The following is a 17723-nucleotide window of genomic DNA, read 5'->3' on the forward strand; positions in this document are numbered from 1 at the left end:
CGGGAAGGATGCTGCTCATGACCAGTTTCGCAAATCCCCTTGGCCTCGATGGCTTCGAGTTCGTGGAATTCAGCGCCCCGGAAAAGGGCGCGCTGGAGCCGGTGTTCGCCGCCATGGGCTTTGCCCTGATCGCCCGGCATCGGTCGAAGGATGTACAGCTGTGGCGCCAGGGCGGGATCAACCTCATCGCCAACTACGAGCCGCGCAGCCCCGCCGCCTATTTTGCGGCGGAGCATGGCCCGTCGGCCTGCGGCATGGGCTGGCGGGTGAAGGACGCGGCCAAGGCGTATGCACTGGCTATCGAACGCGGCGCGGAGCCGGTCGAGGTCAGAACCGGCCCGATGGAGCTGCGTCTTCCCGCGATCCGGGGTATTGGCGGCTCGATCATCTACCTGATCGACCGCTATGAGGACGGTGACGGCGCGCTCTCGATCTATGACATCGACTTTGTGTATGAACCGGGCGTCGACACGCATCCGGTCGGTGCGGGTCTCAAGATCATCGATCACCTGACCCATAATGTCTATGGTGGCCGCATGGCGCATTGGGCGGGCTTCTACGAGCGCGTCTTCGGCTTCCGCGAGATCCGCTACTTCGACATCAAGGGCGAATATACCGGCCTGACGAGCAAGGCGATGACCGCGCCAGACGGCAAGATCCGCATCCCGCTCAACGAGGAAGGCAAGGCCGGAGGCGGTCAGATCGAGGAGTTTCTGCGGGCTTACAATGGCGAGGGCATCCAGCACATTGCCTTCCTGTGCAATGACCTCATTGCCGCCTGGGACCAACTGAAGGCGCTGGGCACACCGTTCATGACGGCGCCGCCCGCAACCTATTACGAGATGCTGGAAGAGCGTCTGCCCGGCCATGGCGAGCCGGTTGCCGAACTGCAGACGCGCGGTATCCTGCTCGATGGCTCGACGACGGACGGCGATCCCCGCCTGCTGCTCCAGATTTTCTCCGAAACACAGATCGGTCCGGTGTTCTTCGAGTTCATCCAGCGCAAGAAGGACGAGGGGTTCGGCGAGGGTAATTTCACCGCGTTGTTCGAGAGCATCGAGCGTGACCAACTGCGGCGCGGGGCGCTGAAGACCGGAGAAGCAGCATGACCTCCCCTCCCGAACTCAAGCGCATCCATCATGTCGCCTATCGCTGCAACGACGCCAAGGAGACTGTGGAATGGTATGCCCGCGTGCTCGGCATGACCTACACGACAGCCTTTGCCGAGGACAAGGTGCCTTCGACCGGCGAGCATGACCCCTATATGCATGTCTTCCTCGACTGTGGCGGCGGCAATGTACTCGCCTTTTTCGAGCTGCCGAACCAGCAGCCGATGGGCCGCGACCCCAACACGCCCGCATGGGTGCAGCACCTCGCCTTCGAGGTTGAGGACGAAGCCGCGCTGCTTGCCGCCAAGGCGCATGTCGAAGCGCAAGGCATCGACGTGCTGGGTCCGACCTGGCACGGCATCTTCAAGTCGATCTATTTTTTCGATCCCAACGGCCATCGCGTGGAGCTGGCCTGCAACATCGGAACGGCCGAGCAATATGCGGAACTCAAGCGTGTCGCGCCCTTGATGCTGGAGGAATGGAGCCGAACCAAGCGTGCGCCCAAACATGCCGAATGGCTGCACAAGGCGCCCGAAGCGTGAAGCTGGCCAGCCTCAAGCATGGTCGTGATGGCCACCTGATCGTCGTGTCCGACGATCTTTCCACTTACGCTGACGCCATCGGCGTCGCCCCGACCCTGCAGTCAGCGCTGGACGACTGGGCGACCTGCGAGCCGAAGTTGAGGGCGCTCGCCGATCAGCTTGCCTGCGGCGCGTTGGTAGGGCAGCCGCTCGACCAAGCGGCGCTCGCTGCCCCGCTTCCCCGCGCCTATCAATGGGCGGATGGTTCGGCCTATGTGAACCATGTCGAACTGGTGCGCCGCGCACGCGGTGCGGAACTGCCCGAAAGCTTCTGGCATGATCCGCTCGTCTATCAGGGTGGCTCCGACCGGTTCCTGGGGCCGTGCGACGCCATCCCGCTGGCCGACGAGGCCTGGGGCTGCGACATGGAAGCGGAGATAGTCGTCGTCACCGACGATATACCGCAGGGCGTAACGGCGCAGGAAGCGCGCAGCCTGATCCGCCTTGTCGGGCTGGTGAACGACGTGTCACTCCGGAACCTGATTCCGGCGGAGCTGGCCAAAGGTTTCGGCTTCTATCAGTCAAAGCCCGCCAGCGCGCTCTCGCCCGTGTTCGTCACACCCGATACGCTGGGCGAACGCTGGGCGGACGGCAAACTTTCGGGAACGCTCCACGTCGATCTTAATGGCCGGCCATTTGGGCGCGCGGACGCGGCGACCGACATGACCTTCGACTTCGGCACACTCATCGCGCATCTCGCCAAGACCCGTTCGCTCGGTGCCGGCACGATCGTCGGCTCCGGCACGGTTTCCAATCGCGACGCGGATGGCGGCCCGGGCAGGCCGGTCTCCGATGGTGGATTGGGTTACAGCTGTATTGCCGAGGTGCGGATGGTCGAAACCATTCGCGACGGCGCTCCTGCAACGCCTTTCCTCAAGCATGGCGATGCTGTCCGCATCTGGATGGAAGATGAGACCGGCCGCTCCATTTTCGGTGCGATCGAACAGACGGTTGAGGGAGCGACATGAGACGGCTCGATGACGCGGAGCGCACAGCGGCCCTGGCCGTACTTCCCGGTTGGAGACACGAGCCGGAGCGGGATGCGGTTGTGCAGACCTTCGACTTTCCGGATTTCATCACGGCCTTTGCCTTCATGGCGGCGGTCGCGCTCGAAGCGGAGAAAGCGGATCACCACCCCGAATGGTCCAATGTGTACGGTCGCGTCACCATCCTGCTGACCACACATGATGTAAATGGCTTGTCGGAGCGAGACGTCAAGCTCGCGAAGAGAGTTTCAGATCTCGCAGCCTTGCTCACCGTCTAACCCCCGTCCTGCTCCGCCTGTCACGGGGACAACAACCGCGAGCGCCACCTTACGCCGGTTTTCGATGCAGCAACGCGGGGCGCAGGCACTGGCAGACGATCTCATGGCGCTGGTTGCGCAACACATGCTGAAAGGTGACGATCCCGGCGGTGGGGCGCGACTTGCTGTCCTTGCAGGCGACCACCTCGGTTTCGGCGCGCAATGTGTCGCCGATAAAGACCGGATTCGGCATGACAACCTTGTCGTAGCCAAGATTGGCTACCAATGTGCCCAGCGTCGTGTCGCCTACCGACAGGCCGATCATGAGCGAGAAGGTAAACGTGCTGTTGACGAGTATCTGACCGAATTCGCTGGCCTTGGCCGCCTCGATATCCAGATGAAGGGGCTGCGGGTTATGCGTCATCGTCGAGAAGAGCAGGTTGTCCGTCTCGGTGACCGTTCGCCGGATATCATGGACGAGCCGGTCTCCTACAACCCATTCATCGAAATAGCGTCCAGCCATCAGGCGACTCCTTCAATGCGGACCAGCAGCATTCCTTCCGAAACCTGCGCCCCTTCCGCCACTTTCAATTCTGCGACAACACCGTCGAAGGGGGCTAGCAGGGCCTGCTCCATTTTCATCGCTTCGAGCACGACGAGCCGCTGCCCCTTGGTGACCGCCGCCCCCTCCTCGACCGCAACCGCGATGACGCGCCCGGGCATTGGTGCCATTATGGCGCCGTCGCCTACTGCGCCCCCGCCTGTCGCTGCATCCGCGCGCCGGGGGCCGAAAGGCCAGGCTTCGCCATCAAGGAACAGAATGCCGTCCGCTCGCCGCACGTCCGCTGGAGTTGCATCGACACTTACCAGATAGGCCTTGCCCGCCACTTCGACCTCAACGCGACGGTCGGGCGCGGCGTTCGCCCGGAAGCCGTGGAGCGAAGCCCATGGATCCCTCGACTCCGGCGCGACAAGACATTGCGCAGCGGCCTGGAGAACACGCTCAGACGGCTCCCCGGTCGGGATCAGCTGTGTGCTGTGCCGCTCAATGAAACCCGTGTCGACGTGGCCGCTCACGAAGTCCGGATGGCGCGCGGCGCGCGCGAGAAAGGCCGCGTTCGTCTTGACAGGCCAGACCTGAACGTCTGCACAGGCCTTTGAAAGCGCATTGGCCGCGCGCTCGCGTCCATCGGCGTGAACGATGACCTTTGCGATCATCGGGTCGTAGAAGGGCGTCACCTCCCCACCCTCCTCGACCCCGCTGTCGATGCGGACACCATCGGGGAAACGGAGCCTTTCCAGCGGCCCGGTCGATGGCAGGAAGCCGGTCATCGGGTTCTCTGCATAGAGCCGCGCTTCCATCGCCCAGCCGGTGATTGCGAGTTCGTCCTGGTTCTTGGGCAAAGGCTCGCCGCTGGCAACGCGCAACTGCCACTCGACCAGATCCTGCCCCGTGATCGCCTCCGTTACGGGATGTTCGACCTGGAGCCGGGTGTTCATTTCCATGAACCAGATACGATCGGGCTTGAGACCCTCTGATCCGTCGGCAATGAACTCGATCGTACCGGCACCCACATAGTCGACCGCCCGCGCCGCCTTGACCGCAGCATCGCATACCGCTGCGCGGGTGACAGGATCCATCCCCGGAGCAGGCGCTTCTTCAATCACCTTCTGGTGCCGTCGCTGCAGCGAGCAGTCGCGCTCGAACAGGTGAACGACATTGCCCAGCGTGTCGCCAAAGACCTGAACTTCGATATGGCGGGGAGAGAGGATATATTTCTCGATCAGCACCCGATCGTCGCCAAACGAAGCGGCGGCTTCGCGTTGGCAGCTGGGGAGCATCTCGGCGAATTCCGCGGCGCTATCCACCTTGCGCATGCCCTTGCCGCCGCCGCCCGCGACGGCCTTGATCAGCACGGGATAGCCTATCGAGTCCGCTTCCTTCTGAAGCCGGTTCAACGACTGGTCTTCTCCAAGATATCCGGGAGTAACAGGGACACCTGCGGCGATCATCCGCTGTTTGGCGGCGTCCTTCAGGCCCATTGCGCGAATGCTCGCGGGCGGCGCCCCGACCCAGATCAACCCCGCCGCGACGACCGCTTCAGCAAACTCTGCATTTTCCGACAGGAAGCCATAGCCGGGGTGAACTGCCTCTGCGCCGGTTGCCAGCGCGGTTTCGATGATGAGGTCCTGCCGAAGATAACTGTCCTTGGCGAGCGCCGTACCGATGCAGACGGCCTCGTCGGCCTCGCGCACGAACGGCATCCGGGCGTCGACGTCAGAATGCACCGCAATAGTGCGGACCCCCAGGCGCCTGGCCGTTCGAATGATGCGGCGCGCGATTTCGCCACGGTTCGCGATAAGAAGACTCTTGATCATCTGTTCACTCCGCGTGTCCCGCCGCAATTATTGTCACGTGGTGGGTGGTCTCAGCTTGGGTAGGCACATTCGGTCTCGCCATCCAGGTCACATTCGGAAGAGGCCGAACTGCGCGCGCTCGGGGATCGGCGCGTTCAGCGTCGCTGAGAGGGCAAGCCCCAGCACATCACGCGTCTGCACGGGGTCGATCACGCCGTCGTCCCACAGCCGCGCCGTTGCGTAATATGGGTTGCCCTCAGTTTCATATTTCTGGCGGATAGGAGCCTTGAAAGCCTCGGCCTCTTCGTCCGTCCACGTCTCGGCGTCACGGTGAACGGTAGCCAGCACCGAAGCGGCCTGTTCTCCGCCCATCACCGAGATGCGCGCGTTGGGCCATGTGAAGAGGAAGCGCGGCTGAAAGCCCCGACCACACATGCCATAGTTGCCGGCGCCAAAGGAACCGCCGATCAAGACGGTGAGCTTAGGCACGCTCGCCGTCGAAACGGCGGTGACCAACTTGGCACCATGCTTGGCAATGCCCTCGGCCTCATATTTGCCGCCCACCATGAAACCGGAAATATTCTGGAGGAACAGAAGCGGTATCCGCCGCTGGCAGGCCAATTCGATGAAGTGCGCACCTTTCTGCGCAGACTCGGAAAACAGCACACCGTTGTTGGCCAGGATCGCCACCGGCATGCCCCAGATCCGCGCGAAACCGCAGACAAGCGTGGTTCCGTAAAGCGTTTTGAACTCATGGAACTCCGAACCGTCGACTATCCGCGCGATCACCTCATGCACATCATAAGGCGCGCGGACATCCTGCGGTATGATCCCGTAGAGTTCCTCTGCATCGAACTTGGGAGGCTTGGGATCGGCCAGGACGATATCGGTAGTCTTGGGCCGATTGAGCGTCGCGACGATGTCGCGGACAATCAGCAGCGCATGTTCGTCATTTTCCGCGACATGATCGACCACACCCGACCGCCGTCCGTGGGTCTCCGCACCGCCCAGCTCCTCTGCGGTGATGACCTCGCCGGTCGCGGCCTTCACCAAGGGCGGCCCCGCCAGGAAGATCGTGCCCTGATTGCGAACGATGACGGTTTCGTCCGACATGGCGGGCATGTACGCGCCGCCAGCGGTGCAGCTGCCCATGACACAGGCAATTTGGGGAATGCCCTCCGCAGACATCTGCGCCTGATTGTAGAAGATGCGTCCGAAGTGATCGCGATCGGGGAATACCTCCGCCTGATGCGGGAGGTTGGCGCCGCCTGAATCGACCAGATAGATACAGGGAAGATGGTTTTCACGCGCGATCTCTTGCGCGCGGAGATGCTTTTTGGCCGTCATCGGGAAATAGGCGCCGCCCTTAACGGTCGGGTCGTTGGCGACGATCATGCATTCGCGGCCGGAAACCCGCCCGATCCCGGTGATCAGGCCTGCACCGGGAGCACCATCATCATACATCCCGTTGGCGGCAAGTGCGCCGACCTCCAGGAAAGGAGACAAGGGATCGAGGAGCCGATGAACGCGGTCACGCGCAAGCAGCTTGCCGCGAGCGACATGGCGCTCACGATGTGCGGCCGAGCCCCCCAGCGCGGTGGTTTCCATTCTCGAACGCAGCTCTGCCGCCAGGCTCTTGTTCAGTTCGAAATTCGCCTTGAAGGTTTCCGATGCCGGATCGATCATCGTCGAAAGCATGATTACTGCCCCCTGAAAGCTTCGGCACCGATAAGCTCGCGGCCTATCAGCATCCGGCGAATCTCGTTGGTCCCCGCACCAATGTCGAGCAACTTGGCATCCCGCCAATAGCGTTCGACAGGCCAATCCCTGGTGTAGCCAGCGCCACCGAGAGCCTGGATGGCCTCTCCAGCCACTTTCACGGCATTCTCGGACGCCAGAAGGATTGCCCCCGCCGCGTCGTGGCGCGTGGTCTGGCCGGCATCGCAGGCTTTGGCGACCGCATATACATAGGCCCGAGAGCTGCTCAAGGCGACCGCCATGTCGGCGACCTTCGCCTGCATCAGCTGGAAAGACCCGATGGGCACGCCAAACTGCTTTCGGTCGCGGACATAGGGGATGACGACATCGAGACAGGCCTGCATGATGCCGAGCTGAATCCCCGACAGGACGACCCGTTCATAGTCCAATCCCGACATGAGGACTTTCACACCGCCGTCGATCGGGCCCATAACCTGGGCATCAGACACAAAGCAATCATCGAAAACGAGCTCGGCGGTAGGCGAGCCCCGCATCCCCACCTTCTCGATCTTTTGCCCGATGGAAAAGCCCGCAAAGCCCTTCTCGATCAAAAAGGCCGTGATCCCCTTCGACCCGGCGTCCGGCGCAGTCTTGGCATAAACGACCAGCGTATCGGCATAGGGTGCGTTCGTAATCCAGAATTTAGTACCGTTAAGACGATAGCCGCCATCCACCTTGTCGGCGCGCAGCTTGAGGGAAACGACGTCTGAGCCTGCCCCGGCCTCCGACATCGCGAGTGAGCCGACATGTTCGCCCGAAACCAGCTTGGGCAGATATTTCGCCTTCTGATCGGGAGTGCCCCAGCGGCGGATCTGATTGACGCATAGATTGGAATGCGCACCGTAGGACAGACCGACGGATGCCGATGCGCGACTGATCTCCTCCACCGCCACAACATGTTCGAGATAGCCAAGGCCCAGCCCGCCGAACTCCTCCTCGACGGTGATGCCGTGAAGGCCCAGAACGCCCATTTCGGGCCAGAGTTCACGCGGAAAACTATCGTCCGCATCAATTTGCGCTGCGAGGGGTGCAATGCGGTCTGCGGCGAAACGGGACGTTGTTGCGCGGATCGTATCCGCCATCTCGCCCAGCCCGAAAGCGAGGTCCGCCATCATTCCTCTCCCTCATCCTGTTACCGCACCAGATAGCACAGTGCATAGCCATCAAGGAAGTTGCGTTCGATTCATAATAATCATAGACGGTGTCTATGATAGATCGGTATCTTGTCCGCTATTTCCTCTCGGTCGTGGATCACGGCAATTTCTCGGCGGGCGCCCGCCATTGCCGGGTGTCTCAACCGACATTGTCCGTGGGGATAGTCAAACTTGAAGAAGCGCTTGATCGAAAATTGTTCGAGCGCACAAACCGGCGCGTTGAGCTTACTCCTGCCGGAGTGCGCTTTCTGCCCCACGCCCGGCGTATCGAAGCGGATTTCACGGAAGCCGAATATGCGGCCCGCGCAGACAAGCCCACGGCGACCATTCGCATAGGCATCATGACGGCGCTTCCTGCATCCTGGGTGCAATCTCTCGTCAGTGCAGCATGCGGATCGACGGAAGAACGGATCGAAATTGTCGATGCCCGCGCACGAGACCTGCCCGCCCTGCTCGACCGTGGGCGGATCGACGCCGCTATCGGGCTGAGGGTCCCCGGCTCTTCTGAAGGCACGAAGATCTTCGAAGAAGGCTATGCGCTGGCATTCCCGATTGGCCACCGGCTGGCTTCGGAAAAGGTCGTAAGTGCCGATGCCGTAGCTGGGGAAACCATGTTCGTGCGGCGGAATTGCGAGGCATTGGCAGAGGTCAGCCAGTATTTTACCAGTCGCGGGATACGCCCCTTCATGGCGGCTCGAACTTCAGACGAGGAGCGCGCGATCGCCTATGTCCGCAGCGGACTGGGGATTACGGTCATGCCCTCGAGTTTCGCTCAGGCCGGTATGGCGATGGTGTCTATGGCGGGTTTTACCAAAACGCGAACCATATGCTTTTTCCAAAGCAAAGAGCGAAACGACCTGATTGAAAAATCGAGCGCGATATCGCGGCTGGTGACAGCACTTCGCGAATTATCAGAGCAGTGAAAGCATGGTGTCGGGAAGGTGTCACTGGTGAAGATCGGCATCCGGCCGGAACTGCTTACGATCCACAATGCGAAAAATGCTTTCAGCTGACCGCAATGGCCGCTCAGCCGAGCAGGTCACTCATCAGGCTCAAGCATCCGGCGGTGCCATCCCGTCATCCCATGAAATCACGGAAACCGGAAATCACATATCCCAATCAAAACCAAGGGTTTTAGAGCTCAGAACAATCCCCGTTCAGGGGCCGTCTGAGCTCAATCCTAACAGGCCCCTAAGCTGGTTCGAGGACGATATGTCCGATGGCCGTATTGCTGCACGGAATATGATAGTGCCGATGGAGCGGGGTGACGGCATGCCCCAGTGCACCGCGCATGATGACCCACATGACCATTTCGATACCCTCGCTGCCCGTTTCCCGCAGATATTCGATGTGTGGAATGTGCCGGGCCGCATCGCCCTCGCTCTCGAGAAGGTCGAGAAACCTGTTGTCCCACTCCCGGTTGAGCAGGCCCGCGCGCGGCCCTTGCAACTGGTGACTCATGCCGCCTGTTCCCCAGATCTGGACGTTGAGGTCTTCCGGGAAGCTCTCCACCGCGCGGGCGATTGCTTCGCCCAGCGCCCAGCATCTGTTGCCCGAAGGAACCGGATAGGTCACGACATTGACCGCCAGCGGCACCACCTTGACCGGCCAGGCCGCCGGCGTGCCGAACATCATCGACAAAGGTACGGTGAGGCCGTGGTCGACATCCATCTCGTTGATGATGGTCATGTCGAATTCCTCGAGGATGAGGCTCTGGGCTATGTGCCAGGCCAGGTCGGCATGGCCCTCAACATCGGGGACGGGGCGCGGGCCCCAGCCCTCATCCGCCGATTTGTAAACCTCACCACAGCCGATCGCGAAGGTGGGTATGATATTGGCATCGAAGGCCGATGCATGGTCGTTGTAGACCAGAATGACCACGTCCGGCTTGGCCGTCGTTTCCAGCCATTTCCTTGTCCACTCATAGCCTTGAAAGATCGGGCCGAAATACGCGTCACCCGTCTTGCCCTGATCGACCGCTACACCGAGCAGCGGAACGTGGCTGGAGCCGATACCGGCAGTGATACGCGCCATATCAATATTTTCCTTTGATCGAGCGTACGCCTTCGGGACTGCGGCCGCCGTTGTTCATCATTTCGCGATATTCCGGGAAGGTCATGTCGGTCATCGTGCTGACCGCTTCGGCAAAGCTTAGGCCATCGGTAGAGAACAGCTTGGAGAGAAAATAGATATTGCCCCCCAGATCGAGCAGGCGGTTATAATCGCGGCTGAGCAGCGCTTCCTTCGCCTCCTCCGAAAGTTTCCATTCGTCCAGATAGGCGCGCTCATCCGCCTTGAACCGCGCGCGGTTTTCCGACTTCATCAGGCTCATCGCAAACTGGTTGATCCAGTATCCCTTGCGGGCACGCGCCGCCGTGTAAACGCGCGTGCCCGGAATATCATCGAATTCCGCCAGATACCCATGGATGTCCTGCTGTCCCCGCGTAGCTGTCATTCAATTCTCTCCAGCAATGGATGCGAAACGCACCGTGCGTCAAACGTATAAAGGGGTCCAGACACCCGGAACATCAGACACTCGACCTTTCTCGACTGCCGAGTTCCTCTGGCCAATACAGCTTCATCGGATTTGCAACGAGCAGCTTGTGCTGAAGCGCAGCAGTCGGCGCAATCCGGGGAATCATATCGACGATATCTCCATCGTCCGGGATGTTGCTCTCCATATTGGGGTGCGGCCAATCCGTGCCCCACAGAACCCGATCCTGATATGCCTCTACCAGAGGGGCAACAGCATGAGAAAACATGTCCCATGGGCTTTGGCCGGGATCGAGCCGATCCGGACAGGTCGCCTTGAACCAGATATCCCCCCTGCTATCAAGCAGGCGACGGAAGGCTTTCATATCCTCTCCATCTGGCCCCTGCGAGACATCGGGCCGCCCCATATGGTCGATCACAAGCGGCACCGGGATCGCGTCCATGAACGGGCGCAGCTCTTCCAGGATGTCCGCCTCGAAATAGATGACGACATGCCATCCAGCGGGAAGACGCCTCGCCACCTCGATGAACTTGTCCTTGGGGGCGTCGTCCACCAGGCGCTTCAGAAAGTTAAAACGTACCCCCCGAATCCCGCCTTCATGGAGTTGGGCGAGCCCCTCATCCGAGATATCCGGATCAACGACGGCAACCCCCCGCGCCTTCCCGTCTGATTTCGCGATCGCGTTCAGAGTTGCGCCGTTATCGGTGCCATGGCAGCTCGCCTGCACGATCACGTTACGGCTGAAGCCGAGGTGGTCTCGCAGGGCGAACAGCATGTCCGGGCCGGCGTCCTGCGGATGGTATTTCGCCTTGGGACTGAACGGAAACTCGCTCATCGGGCCAAAGACATGACAATGGGCATCAATCGCCCCAGCCGGAGGAACATAACCCGGCCGGGATGGCGCCGAATGCCATGATCGTATGCGAGCGCTCATCCGAAAATCTCTCCGTCCATCAGCTTGCGGGCAGTGCGCAGCAAGGCTGCAGAGGTGACGGCGCCGCTCGCATCCGTCTCCAGCACGCAGGTCAGCTCGCCGGTAGGATGCTCCACCGAAAGTGCCTTGCGAGCGCCATCCGGAATGCTGGCGACATCAGCCGCAGGCGATCCTTCGATGAGGCAAGCGGTCGCGACGCTCACGGCCCCCAGAACTCCGATGCTCGCGTGGGCGCGATGCGGAATGAAGCTGCGGACGCAGATCGCCCCTCCTGCTTGCGGCGGGGCGACCAGCATCATTTTGGGGACGCTTTTTGCGGTAACGTCGCCCAGATTCATGATCGGCCCCGCCACGAGGCGAATGGCCTCGATGCGTCTCTTAAGATCCATGTTTGCGTCGAGGCTCTCCCGATCTTCATAGCCGGTGATGCCGACGTCGGATGCCTTGATGACAACACAAGGCATGCCGTTATCAATGAGGGTAACGGCGACACCCTCGATGATGTCGACGGGGCGGCCCGTAGGAAGAAGCTGCCCGCAGCTGGATCCGGCGGTATCGCGAAACTCTATGGGGACCGGGGCGTGCGTGCCCGGCACGCCGTCAATGGCAGCATCACCCGTATAGCTGACCTCGCCGTCCGGCGTCTGTACCGTCGCGAGGGCAACCTGCCCGGTATTTTCCATCCAGATGGTCACGCGTGTTTCCGGGTCAGATGCAGCCACCAGCCCGCGCTCAATCGCGAACGGGCCGACGGCAGCCAGCATGTTTCCGCAATTCTGCGCGTCACTGACCACAGCCTGATCGACGAAAACCTGAAGGAACAGATAGTCGACATCGACACCCGCACGCGTGGATTTGCTCACCACTGCCACTTTGCTGGTCAGGGGATCCGCCCCGCCCATGCCATCGATCTGACGCACATCGGGAGACCCCATCGCCCGCAGCAAGAACGCATCGCGCGCCTGCGGGTCGGCTGGCAGATCGTCCTTGAGGAAAAACCCGCCCTTGGACGTGCCGCCCCGCATCCACATGCAACGTGCGGAACCTGAGGCAAGCGGGTCAGACATATTTCAGCCCTTGCTGCGCCAGCCGCTCGCGCATCTTGTACATGTCGAGACCGAGCACCCCAGACGCAAGTTTGGCGCGCTTTTCGCCTTCGTTCGCTTCACGGGCCTGTGCGGCTTCAAGCACGGCCTGCGCATTGGCGCGCGGCACAACGCACACCCCATCATCGTCGGCAACGATCACATCGCCGGGATTGACGAGCGCGTTGGCGCAAACGACAGGGACGTTGACGCTGCCGAGCGTGTTTTTGACCGTACCCTGGGCATAGATTGCCTTGGACCAGACGGGGAATTGCATCTCCGTCAGATCGCGCACGTCCCGCACGCCCGCATCAATCACCAGCCCCCGGCATCCGCGCGCCTGCGCCGAAGTTGCGAGAAGATCACCAAAATAGCCGTCCTCGCAGGGGCTTGTGGGGGCGAGAAGCAAAATGTCCCCTTCGCGCAACTGCTCGATCGCGACATGAACCATCCAGTTATCGCCGGGCGGTGCGCTGATCGTCACGGCCGACCCAGCGATACGCGCGCCGGCATAAATCGGGCGCATATAGCTGGCCAGCAAACCAGTGCGCCCCTGAGCCTCGTGCACCGTCGCAACCCCGCATCGGGCTAACCCATCTATCACATCAGCATCGGCGCGCTCGATGTTCTGGACGACTATTCCGGTCATATATTGCCTCTCTCGTTTCATTTAGCTTGCCCGGGAACGCGGGAAAGGGAAAAACATATGTCTGGCAAAGCTATTAGATCTTGCTAAGATGGCGTTGTGACCGTCTGGGATTTCAATCTGCGCCATTTGCGGGCTGTAGCAAAAATCGGCCAGTTTGGAACGATGAATGCCGCGGCCCAGGCCGTCAATCTCTCGCAACCGGCGATAACCCAGGCGCTGAGCCAGATCGAAAACATGCTCGGCGTCACGTTGTTCGAACGGCGTCACAACGGAATGACGCAAACGCCGGCGGCGGCCGTCTTCCTTCCCCGTGTCGAGGCAGCGCTGGCGCATATCGCCAGCCCTCATGTCACCATGTCGCGCTTTCGGGCGCTCATCGCGCTGGCGGATGCGGGAAGCTACATCGGTGCGGCCCAAGCCGCCCGTCTCGCCTCTCCCTCGCTCCACCGCGCGGTCAGCGATCTGGCGCTGGTGTTGCGCTGCACGTTGGTAGAGCGGCGCGGCAAGATGGTGCGCCTCACTCAAACAGGAACCAGGCTCGCCCGGGCGTTCCGCCTTGCCAAGGTGGAGCTGGAAACGGGGCTGGCCGAACTGGAAGCGCTAAAGGGGCACGAAACCCGGAGCATATCAGTGGGCGCTATGCCATTGTCGCGCGCAAGGGTGCTGCCGGCAGCGGTCATCGGCTTTCTCAAAGCTCGTCCACAAGTCCGTATCTCCATCGTGGAAGGCTCCCGAGCCGAGCTTGTCGAGCCGCTTCGCAACGGAGCGCTGGACATGATGATCGGCGCCCAGCGCGATCCGCTGATGGAGCCGGATCTGTTGGAGCGCGCGCTGTTCCGGGACCGGCTCATCGTCATTGCCCGCAAGGGCCACGCTCTCGACGGGACGGCTGCCAACATGAAAGATCTGGTCAACTTTCCCTGGGTGATTGCGGCCAGCGGAGCGCCCTTGCGCGCGCTATGGCAGACCATGTTCGAGCGGCATGGACTGCCCTTGCCCGCCGTTCCTATCGAATCCGGGTCCATGATGACGATCAGGCAGTTGCTGATGGATAGCGACATGTTGACCCTCGCTTCGCCCGACCAGGTCAAGGTCGAGCTCGAGGCAGGATGGCTGGCCAGGATCATGGATCTGCCTGCCGATCTCGGCCGCAACATTGCCCTGACGACTCGCGCGTCGTGGACACCGACGGAGGTTCATGCAGAGTTCGTCGCTTGTCTTGAGCGTGCTGTTGCAGGTTAGGGGCGTCATACCGGCCGGTGCCAACGGTTAGCCAAGAAATGATAGATTAGCCTGTACTTATGACAACACAACGGTTTCAATTTCCCGATCATGCGGGTTCGCCGCAGAATGACGGCATGATGTTGGCCGTCATTGGATATGGAGAAGCCGGGTCGGCCTTTGCCATCGCGGGCGCATGGGGCAACCATGCCCGCGGCTGGGACCTTAAGGACGACCGGCGTGCCGCGATGGTGGTCGACGGCCTACCTGTCTCGCGCAGTGCGCAGGAAGCGCTTGCCCATGCGCGGCTGGTGCTTTCTCTGGTGACCGCCACAAGCGCTTATGAGGCCGCGCGCGATTATGCGCCCTTACTCGCTCCCGGTGCCATCTGGTGCGACATGAACTCCGTCGCGCCCGAGACGAAACGGGCGGCAGCGGCAATGATCGAGGCTGCCGGCGCACATTATGTCGATGCAGCGGTTCTTGCGCCGGTTCATCCTGCCCGCCTGTCCGTGCCCTTGCTGCTTTCGGGCGAGGCTTCAGCGCAGGCCGAACTTCTCCTGCGTCAGGCAGGGTTCGAGACCATCAGCATCGCGGGCAATGATATTGGGCGCGCCTCCGCCATCAAGTTGCTGCGTTCGGTGATGGTCAAAGGGCTGGAGGCGTTGACAGCGGAAATGCTGCTCGGCGCAAATGCCTTGGGTGTGACGGACGCTGTGCTCGCGTCTCTCGATGCAAGCGAACGGCGAGACAGCTGGTTCGACCGCGCCGCTTACAACATCGAACGGATGGCAACCCACGGAGTTCGTCGTGCCGCCGAGATGGAAGAGGCCGTGAGCATGCTGAGAGATATCGGCGTTGAACCTATAATGACCACCGGCACCGTCCGGCGGCAACAAATGCAGGCGGGTAAGCCGATAGCCAGCCCGAATGAAGGGGAGCACGGTTCATGACCATGATAATCGACTGTCACGGGCATTACACGGTGCTGCCCAAAGCCCATGATGCGTGGCGAGAAAGCCAGAAGGCGGCGTTCAAGGCTGGCACCCCTGCCCTACCCTACCCCGTCATCACCGACGACGAGATCCGGGAAACGATCGAGACCAACCAGTTGCGCCTGTTGAAGGAACGCGGCGCGGACATGACGATCTTCTCACCCCGTGCCAGCGCGATGGCGCCCCATGTCGGCGATCAGACCGTGGCGGTAAAGTGGGCGCAGGTGTGCAACGATCTTATTGCCCGGGTCGTCGGTCTTTATCCCGACGTCTTTGCTGGCGTGTGCATGTTGCCGCAATCGCCGGAGGCGGACATGACCAGTTCGATCGTCGAGCTGGATCGCTGCGTCAACGAGCTGGGCTTCATCGGCTGTAATCTCAATCCCGATCCCGGCGGTGGCCATTTCCGGCATCCCCCGCTGACCGACGAATACTGGTTCCCATTCTACGAAAAGATGTGTGAGCTTGATGTTCCCGCGATGATCCATGTCTCTGGCTCGTGTAACCCGGCAATGCACGCCACCGGCGGATATTATATTGCTGCCGATACCATTGCTTTCATGCAGCTTCTGGAAGGTGATCTGTTCAGTCGCTTTCCGACGCTGCGGTTCATCATTCCCCATGGCGGCGGTGCGGTGCCCTATCACTGGGGCCGCTATCGCGGGCTGGCCGACATGCTGAAAAAGCCCGACCTCCAAAGCCATCTCATGAACAACATCTATTTCGACACCTGCGTGTATCACCAGCCGGGGATTGATCTTCTCGCCGATGTGATCGAGCACAAGAACATCCTTTTCGGCAGCGAGATGGTAGGCGCGGTGCGCGGCATCGACCCCACCACTGGCCATTATTTCGACGACACAAAACGCTATGTCGATGCACTCGGCCTCAGCGAGCAAAGCCGCCACGCCATCTATGAAGGCAACGCACGGCGCGTCTTTCCGCGTCTCGATTCTGCGCTGAAGGCCCGCGGCCTGTGACCGCGCGTTATAAGCGCATTGCGGATTGGCTGCCGACCTACAAGTCAAACTATCGGAGGTAATATCATGAGGATCGCTCTAGCAGGCGCCGGAGCTTTCGGCGAAAAGCACCTGGACGGCCTGAAGAACATCGACGGGGTCGAGATCGTTTCCGTCATCAGCCGGAGGGCAGAGCAGGCGGCGGTGGTCGCCGAAAAATACGGCGCGAAACACAGCTCGACCGATCTTGCCGATGCGCTGGCGCGCGACGATGTCGATGCGGTCATCTTGTGCACGCCGACATCGCAGCATGCCGGGCAGGCAATCGCCTGCATGAATGCCGGAAAGCATGTTCAGGTTGAAATCCCTCTGTGCGATAGCTGGGCTGACGCCGAGGCGGTACTGGCCAAGCAGAAGGAAACCGGCCTTGTATGCATGGTGGGGCACACGCGCCGCTTCAATCCCTCGCACCAATATGTGCACAACCGGATCGTCGCAGGTGAGCTCTCGGTACATCAGATGGACGTGCAGACCTATTTCTTCCGGCGCAAGAATCTGAATGCAAAAGGCGAACCGCGCAGCTGGACCGACCATCTGCTTTGGCACCATGCCGCGCACACGATCGACCTGTTCGCGTACCAGGCCGGGCGGATCGTTGACGCCCGCGCCATGCAGGGGCCGAAGCATCCGGAACTCGGCATTGCAATGGACATGTCGATCCAGCTCAAGAGCGAGACCGGCGCCATCTGTACCCTGTCGCTCTCCTTCAACAATGACGGGCCGCTTGGAACCTTTTTCCGCTACATCGGCGATAATGCGACCTATATCGCCCGTTACGACGATCTGGTCGACGGCAAGGAGCAGCCGATCGACGTCTCAAAGGTCGATGTCAGCATGAACGGCATCGAACTGCAGGACCGCGAATTCATTGCCGCGATCCGCGAGGGCCGGGAACCGAACGCATCCGTCGCCAGCGTGCTGGACTGCTATCGGGTTATCGCGAAACTGGCGCGAGACCTTGAGGAACAGGACGGGTGGTCATAGCATTCCGCGCCGGTCTGGAAGATCGCTTAAGCAGAACGGTATCAGGAGATGGCGAAGGCACTGCGATTGTTCCATGACCGAGGTGCCTGCCGTGACAATGGCACGCTGATGTCCCTCGTGGCGTACCCGCGTCAGGAAG

18 protein-coding genes are annotated in these 17723 nt (G+C 61.2%); 9 read left to right on the top strand and 9 right to left on the bottom strand.

The window, feature by feature from the left end; translation table 11 throughout:
• Nucleotides 1–17: 17 nt before the first annotated feature.
• The 4 genes from hppD to OOT33_RS06705 are packed head-to-tail and all read left to right on the top strand — an operon-like array spanning nt 18 to nt 2954.
• A complete protein-coding gene (hppD, locus tag OOT33_RS06690) occupies nt 18–1109 on the top strand; it encodes a 4-hydroxyphenylpyruvate dioxygenase (protein WP_307749224.1) in 1092 nt (363 codons plus the stop codon).
• Nucleotides 1106–1651, top strand: coding sequence for a VOC family protein (locus tag OOT33_RS06695; RefSeq protein WP_307749225.1), 546 nt, complete (start codon nt 1106–1108; stop codon nt 1649–1651). Before hppD ends, OOT33_RS06695 begins: the two co-directional genes overlap by 4 nt.
• On the top strand, nt 1648–2658 hold the full coding sequence (locus tag OOT33_RS06700; RefSeq protein WP_307749226.1) for a fumarylacetoacetate hydrolase family protein: 1011 nt from the start codon (nt 1648–1650) through the stop codon (nt 2656–2658). The genes OOT33_RS06695 and OOT33_RS06700 overlap by 4 nt, the downstream gene beginning before the upstream one ends.
• Nucleotides 2655–2954: a 4a-hydroxytetrahydrobiopterin dehydratase gene (locus OOT33_RS06705; protein WP_307749227.1), complete on the top strand. Its 300-nt coding sequence runs from the start codon at nt 2655–2657 to the stop codon at nt 2952–2954. Before OOT33_RS06700 ends, OOT33_RS06705 begins: the two co-directional genes overlap by 4 nt.
• A 49-nt stretch (nt 2955–3003) precedes the next feature.
• On the opposite strand, the gene OOT33_RS06710 is transcribed toward OOT33_RS06705, so the two are convergent.
• The 4 genes from OOT33_RS06710 to OOT33_RS06725 all read right to left on the bottom strand — a co-directional run bounded on the left by OOT33_RS06710 (nt 3004) and on the right by OOT33_RS06725 (nt 8161).
• Nucleotides 3004–3456: a MaoC/PaaZ C-terminal domain-containing protein gene (locus OOT33_RS06710; RefSeq protein WP_307749228.1), complete on the bottom strand. Its 453-nt coding sequence runs from the start codon at nt 3454–3456 to the stop codon at nt 3004–3006.
• Nucleotides 3456–5312, bottom strand: coding sequence for a biotin carboxylase N-terminal domain-containing protein (locus tag OOT33_RS06715; protein ID WP_307749229.1), 1857 nt, complete (start codon nt 5310–5312; stop codon nt 3456–3458). The genes OOT33_RS06710 and OOT33_RS06715 overlap by 1 nt, the downstream gene beginning before the upstream one ends.
• Before the next feature lie 87 nt (nt 5313–5399).
• Nucleotides 5400–6989 carry a carboxyl transferase domain-containing protein gene (locus OOT33_RS06720; protein WP_307749230.1) on the bottom strand — a complete coding sequence of 530 codons (1590 nt, stop codon included), beginning with the start codon at nt 6987–6989 and terminating at the stop codon, nt 5400–5402.
• A 2-nt stretch (nt 6990–6991) separates the two neighbouring features.
• Complete coding sequence (locus OOT33_RS06725) at nt 6992–8161, bottom strand: isovaleryl-CoA dehydrogenase (RefSeq protein WP_373690509.1); 1170 nt, start codon at nt 8159–8161, stop codon at nt 6992–6994.
• Between the two features lie 95 nt (nt 8162–8256).
• Between OOT33_RS06725 and OOT33_RS06730 the strand changes: the two genes are divergently transcribed.
• Nucleotides 8257–9126 carry a LysR family transcriptional regulator gene (locus OOT33_RS06730; protein ID WP_307749232.1) on the top strand — a complete coding sequence of 290 codons (870 nt, stop codon included), beginning with the start codon at nt 8257–8259 and terminating at the stop codon, nt 9124–9126.
• A gap of 268 nt (nt 9127–9394) precedes the next feature.
• Here the strand turns inward: OOT33_RS06730 and OOT33_RS06735 are convergent, their stop codons facing one another.
• From OOT33_RS06735 to ligK, 5 genes are all read right to left on the bottom strand, one after another.
• Nucleotides 9395–10237, bottom strand: coding sequence for a class III extradiol dioxygenase subunit beta (locus tag OOT33_RS06735; protein WP_307749233.1), 843 nt, complete (start codon nt 10235–10237; stop codon nt 9395–9397).
• A 1-nt stretch (nt 10238) separates the two neighbouring features.
• Nucleotides 10239–10658 (bottom strand): protocatechuate 4,5-dioxygenase subunit alpha, encoded by a 420-nt coding sequence (gene ligA / locus OOT33_RS06740; RefSeq protein WP_307749234.1) that lies wholly within the window; start codon nt 10656–10658, stop codon nt 10239–10241.
• 73 nt (nt 10659–10731) lie between these two features.
• Nucleotides 10732–11631, bottom strand: a complete 900-nt coding sequence (locus tag OOT33_RS06745) for an amidohydrolase family protein (RefSeq protein WP_307749235.1) — start codon at nt 11629–11631, stop codon at nt 10732–10734.
• Nucleotides 11628–12698 carry a 4-oxalomesaconate tautomerase gene (locus tag OOT33_RS06750; protein WP_307749236.1) on the bottom strand — a complete coding sequence of 357 codons (1071 nt, stop codon included), beginning with the start codon at nt 12696–12698 and terminating at the stop codon, nt 11628–11630. The genes OOT33_RS06745 and OOT33_RS06750 overlap by 4 nt, the downstream gene beginning before the upstream one ends.
• Nucleotides 12691–13365, bottom strand: coding sequence for a 4-carboxy-4-hydroxy-2-oxoadipate aldolase/oxaloacetate decarboxylase (gene ligK, locus OOT33_RS06755; RefSeq protein WP_307749237.1), 675 nt, complete (start codon nt 13363–13365; stop codon nt 12691–12693). The genes OOT33_RS06750 and ligK overlap by 8 nt, the downstream gene beginning before the upstream one ends.
• Nucleotides 13366–13461: 96 nt before the next feature.
• On the opposite strand from ligK, the gene OOT33_RS06760 reads away from it, so the two are divergent.
• The 4 genes from OOT33_RS06760 to OOT33_RS06775 all read left to right on the top strand — a co-directional run bounded on the left by OOT33_RS06760 (nt 13462) and on the right by OOT33_RS06775 (nt 17584).
• Complete coding sequence (locus OOT33_RS06760) at nt 13462–14607, top strand: LysR substrate-binding domain-containing protein (RefSeq protein WP_307749238.1); 1146 nt, start codon at nt 13462–13464, stop codon at nt 14605–14607.
• 59 nt (nt 14608–14666) lie between these two features.
• Complete coding sequence (locus OOT33_RS06765) at nt 14667–15539, top strand: DUF1932 domain-containing protein (protein ID WP_307749239.1); 873 nt, start codon at nt 14667–14669, stop codon at nt 15537–15539.
• Nucleotides 15536–16561, top strand: a complete 1026-nt coding sequence (locus tag OOT33_RS06770; RefSeq protein WP_307749240.1) for an amidohydrolase family protein — start codon at nt 15536–15538, stop codon at nt 16559–16561. The genes OOT33_RS06765 and OOT33_RS06770 overlap by 4 nt, the downstream gene beginning before the upstream one ends.
• Before the next feature lie 66 nt (nt 16562–16627).
• The gene (locus OOT33_RS06775) at nt 16628–17584 is read left to right on the top strand and encodes a Gfo/Idh/MocA family oxidoreductase (RefSeq protein ID WP_307749241.1); all 957 of its coding nucleotides are present in this window, start codon (nt 16628–16630) and stop codon (nt 17582–17584) included.
• The last annotated feature ends 139 nt before the right edge of the window (nt 17585–17723 follow it).

The organism is Sphingobium sp. DEHP117 (assembly GCF_030867385.1).
Classification (GTDB): Bacteria; Pseudomonadota; Alphaproteobacteria; order Sphingomonadales; family Sphingomonadaceae; genus Sphingobium.